Below are 1221 nucleotides of genomic sequence, written 5' to 3'. Positions count from 1 at the left end.
TACTCTACCCTACTAAAAAATGGGACAAATTAGGTAAAAAGAAAGGGAAGCAAGAGTTTTGTAGTTACCAAGCTCCAAAACATCCCACTTCCCATGAACCAACGGCTCGAAAGCGAAATTACTAGTGTTTTATCAAAATTTCCAATTGTTAAGAATTTATCACGCAAAAAATTCATTTGCTCATTTATTTTAGGATTAATAAAAAGTAGAAATGTACAATTTTGTAGTGTAGCCCAACATCTAAATGTCAAGGCTAAATTAAGCTCCAATGAAGTTCGAATACAGGATTTTTTCAGGGAGGTTAATATTGATTATTTTTATGTAGCTTTGCTGTTGTTGCAGTTCTTACCGACTAATAAAAAGTTACGATTATGCCTTGATAGAACTGAATGGGATTTTGGCTCATGTCAGGTAAATATTTTGATGGTAGTAGTAGGTTGTGGAGATTATCAGCTTCCTTTATATTGGGAAATGTTGGATAATAAGAGTGGAAATTCATCTACCCGAGACCGTAAAGCTATCGTAGAAATGTGTGTAAATTTGATTGGCAAAGAACGAATAGGATACATAGTTGGCGACCGTGAGTTTATAGGTCGTTCATGGATTAAATATCTGAAAGACAATGATATAAATTTTGTAATGCGCTTGCCAAAACATCATTTATTACAAAAATCAGATGGTAGTGTGTTCAAAATAGAGAGCTTGAATTTAGAAATTAACAAAGCTGTGATATTAAGAGATTGTCTAGTAGATGGTGTAGTGGCCAATGTTTGGGTCAAGGCCTTGCAAAACGGTGATTTTTTATATTTATTGGGTACAGTAAATGTAGAATTTATGGGGCAGCTATATGCTAAAAGATGGACTATAGAGACTTGTTTTCAAGGATTGAAAGGTAGAGGTTTTAACTTAGAAAAAACGCATTTAAAATGTTTGGAAAAGATTAAAAAACTCATTGCCTTAGTCGCTATATCATATGCCGTTTGTATAAGTATGGGAATTTACTTTCATACTAAAGTACAAAAAATTAAAAAGAAAAATCATGGCTATAAATCCAGTAGTTTTCTTAGAAAGGGCATGAATATGATTCAAGAACTGTTCAGACAAATAATACTGACAGATACAGCTATTGAGAATAGAATATTCAGCTTTTTAAGATGGATAAAAATGCAAATGTCTCATTATCAAAAAAATATATCTACTTAAAAAAAGCTGGGTAGAGTA

General features: G+C 32.3%; 1 protein-coding gene. It reads left to right on the top strand.

The window, feature by feature from the left end:
• Positions 1-93 precede the first annotated feature (93 nt).
• The gene (locus tag QM524_RS25880) at positions 94-1203 is read left to right on the top strand and encodes an IS4 family transposase (protein ID WP_283346901.1); all 1110 of its coding nucleotides are present in this window, start codon (positions 94-96) and stop codon (positions 1201-1203) included.
• Positions 1204-1221: the final 18 nt, after the last annotated feature.

This window comes from Flectobacillus roseus, from assembly GCF_030056595.1.
GTDB classification, from domain to species: domain Bacteria; phylum Bacteroidota; class Bacteroidia; order Cytophagales; family Spirosomataceae; genus Flectobacillus; species Flectobacillus roseus.
The sequence above is the reverse complement of the archived record's forward strand: the minus strand, read 5'-3'. Positions and strand labels throughout refer to the sequence as shown.

What these genes read in the sequence shown, in the direction of transcription:
- QM524_RS25880 (WP_283346901.1), top strand. Translation starts at nt 94, where the DNA reads ATGAACCAACGGCTCGAAAGCGAAATTACTAGTGTTTTATCAAAATTT.